This is a genomic window from Thiohalophilus sp. (genome assembly GCF_031581315.1).
Taxonomy (GTDB): domain Bacteria; phylum Pseudomonadota; class Gammaproteobacteria; order UBA6429; family Thiohalophilaceae; genus Thiohalophilus.
The window spans coordinates 1-3189 of sequence record NZ_JAVLAZ010000149.1; the positions used below are offsets into that span (position 1 = coordinate 1).

General features: G+C 53.6%; 3 protein-coding genes. All 3 read right to left on the minus strand.

All coding sequences use genetic code 11. The features are described 5' to 3' along the window. A partial coding sequence (locus RI563_RS12935) for a hypothetical protein (RefSeq protein ID WP_317622898.1) occupies positions 1-386 on the minus strand: 386 nt, incomplete at its 3' end. A 307-nt stretch (positions 387-693) separates the two neighbouring features. After that, a complete protein-coding gene (locus RI563_RS12940) occupies positions 694-1242 on the minus strand; it encodes a DUF4124 domain-containing protein (RefSeq protein ID WP_310694799.1) in 549 nt (182 codons plus the stop codon). Positions 1243-2038: 796 nt separating this feature from the next. Continuing rightward, positions 2039-3189, minus strand: a 1151-nt coding sequence (gene ligA, locus RI563_RS12945) for an NAD-dependent DNA ligase LigA (protein ID WP_310694800.1), incomplete at its 5' end; no start/stop codon positions are given.

Genomic DNA, 3189 nt, shown 5'->3' on the forward strand with positions numbered 1-3189 from the left:
ATCGCTTCGGCCCGGTACAGCACACCCCATTTCGCGAACAGGAAATTCCAGTCATGCACGCCCCCGCCCACCAGCGGCATCCGCATGTCGCGCGCATCACTCATGTAATGCGCGACATTCATCAGACTCTCGGCAAACCAGACACCACCGACACCGCTCTCGAAGGCCTTGCCCTGTTGCCAGAAATAGACCGCAATCGCCACCGGAAAAAACAGCTGGCCCAGCGTCCCGCCAAGAAAATGCCCGGTCTGCCCGAACGGCGTAAAGATCAAATGCCCCGCCTCGTGGAACGCCAGATTGACGTGATCGATGAAATGGTACTCATAGGAAAATATCAGCCAGACCGAGTATGGCACCAACGCGATAAAAACAATCCAGCGAAACATGACTTACCCGTTACTTGTCTGTAAAAAGAACATCGCCATTGGGAGTAGCGCGCCTGAATCTCCCCGATACAGCTTCTGACCAGCAAATAAGTATACTACCCCTGACTTATCTGGTCCTTTCTGTAGCCAAAAAACAAGGTTTAAAGCCGTATCATGCCTACTCCGGAGCACTATAATTTATGTAAATCAATGCGTTGCGGTGATCTGACCCCGATCAACCCTCAGCGCTGAGCCGCACCTGGAAAGATATGCCAGGAAACACGCCAACATTTCATAGCAACGGTTCGGGCGTCTTGTTGGGTGTGTGTTATTCATGTTGATCAGAAATTATCCTGCGAATTTTTACGAAGCCACTATCTAAAACGATTGTCACAGCCTGATCGGAAACGGTCCTGTGAAATTGGTTCATCACTATTCCCTGTTCGTCAACATGGCAAGATAGTGAGTAAGCAGAAGAGGTTCTATTTACTATATTGCAGTTTATTTTTGCGTTGTATTCTTTGGCGGCAGAGAGTATTTGATGAAGCGCAGCCGTCAAAGACATTTTGTCATCTTTTACCGTCCGCTCATCTCGCCGTCTCACCTCGGAACTGAAAGTATCGGCCAAAAATCTGGATGCCGCTATCGGGTCGCGTTCCGACATCGCTTTATAAAAGCGACTCACTGTTTCGATAGAATTCCTGTCGGACAACTCATTCGCTTTTATGGGAACATTGGTTATCGATGGGTTTTTCTCTGGACACGGTCGATCCTGAAACGACGTATTTCCGTTATCATCAGTGCAGACGTATGCTGTATGGCCCGAGATCGGTATGAGGCCAACAATAATAAGCAGCCCTGCTGTAGCCTTATTCACCGCACCTCCTCTATTTTATGTTCGCTTTTGACATCCAACAGTTATATAGACGGCCGTTCGCCTAAATGCGGCTAAAGACGAAAATCCGAATTCCATATCGCGATCTCACAATTACCCCTAATCCTAGCAAGCATTCCTCGATTTTTCGACTTACTACACTCAATAATTTACCCTGATCCTGACTAGCGAGCTTTTGATTCCCGTCAGACGCCGCCGAGCATTGCAGTGAAAGGAGGATTAGCCCGTCAGGGTGCGCGGCAGGGACGCGCGCACTCGCCAGTCGGCACAGGGATGACGTCCATGGATGGACTAATGTCGCGGGAGGCAGGACGCCGGGAGCGACCGTGGCCGTCTGGCGAGCCCGACTGGAATGAGAAGCGCAGGGAACCGGTTCAGCCATTGGAAATGGCTGGAGCGCCGGCGTCTTTCGGGCGCGTTTTCTTTGGTTCGTTTCTTTCGTCGCGTGACAAAGACAAATTCGTCGGAAACGAATTTGGGCAGCCGGAGGCTGCACGAAGTGCGAAGGCCATGGACGGCCTTCGTCAGATGAACCCGAGGCGCGCTGGCGGGTCAGCGCTTTCGAGATCAAGCTCGTCCGTAGGGCGATCATTTTGATAGACGCTGGATGCTTGATCACCCCTCCCTAACCCTCCCCTTGAAGGGGAGGGAATAAAATATGAGTCGCGAGAGCCCGCTTTCAAAATTCAGGGCGTCCGGAGGGAGATCATTTTGTTGAGAAAGGTGGTACCGGCAAAGAGTCGCCGCTACAAGCGCCTCCTACAAAAGCATCCACCCCCTATTTGATCAAATCCATAAACGCCGCCTCATCCAGAATCTCCACGCCCAACGATTCCGCCTTGTCCGCCTTGGAACCGGGATCGGCACCCACCACGACGTAATCGGTCTTCTTGGAGACACTGCCGGTCACTTTGGCGCCCAGTGCCTGCAGCGCTGCCTTGGCCTCGTCACGGCTCATCGATTCCAGTGCCCCGGTTAAAACAAATGTCTTGCCATTGAGCGTCAGCTCTTCAGCCGGTTTGACCTCGATGTCTTCCCAGGTCACCTCCGCCTGGATCAGTTTGTCGATGACTTGCTGATTGTGTTCCTGCTTGAAGAAAGTCAGTATACTTTCCGCGACAATGGGGCCGATGTCCGGCACCGCCATCAACGCCTCCTTGTCGGCCTGCATCAGGGCATTCAACGAACCAAAGTGGTTGGCCAGCGAGCGCGCGGTCGCCTCGCCCACGTCATGAATCCCCAGTGCATAGATAAATCGTTCCAGGGTAGTGTTGCGGCTTTTAGCCAGGGCATCGATCAGGTTTTGTGCTGATTTGTCGGCCATGCGTTCCAGTTGCACCAGTTGCTCTTTTTCCAGGCCAAACAGATCCGCGGGATCATGCACGTAATCTTCATCCACCAGCTGGTCCACCAGCTTGTCGCCCAGCCCTTCGATATCCAGCGCGCGGCGTGCGGCGAAATGTTTCAACGCCTGTTTTCGTTGGGCGGCGCAATAGAGGCCGCCTGTGCAATAGGTGACAGCTTCGCCTTCATGACGGACGGTTTGTGATCCGCAGACCGGACAGGTTTTCGGCAGGTGGTATTTTTTGAGTTTGCCTTCACGTTTCGATTTGACCACGCTGACCACCTGCGGAATCACATCTCCGGCACGACGAATAATAACCGTGTCGCCGACACGCACATCCAGCCGTTCGATCTCATCCTGGTTATGCAACGTGGCATTGCTGACGGTCACGCCGCCGACCTGCACCGGTTCAAGCCGGGCCACCGGTGTCAGGGCGCCGGTGCGTCCGACCTGCACATCGATATCGATCAATCGGGTCATCTCTTCCTGGGCGGGGAATTTATGCGCAATGGCCCAGCGCGGCGCGCGCGAGACAAACCCCAGCTGTTCCTGCTGATCGCGCCGGTTGACCTTGTAGACCAGGC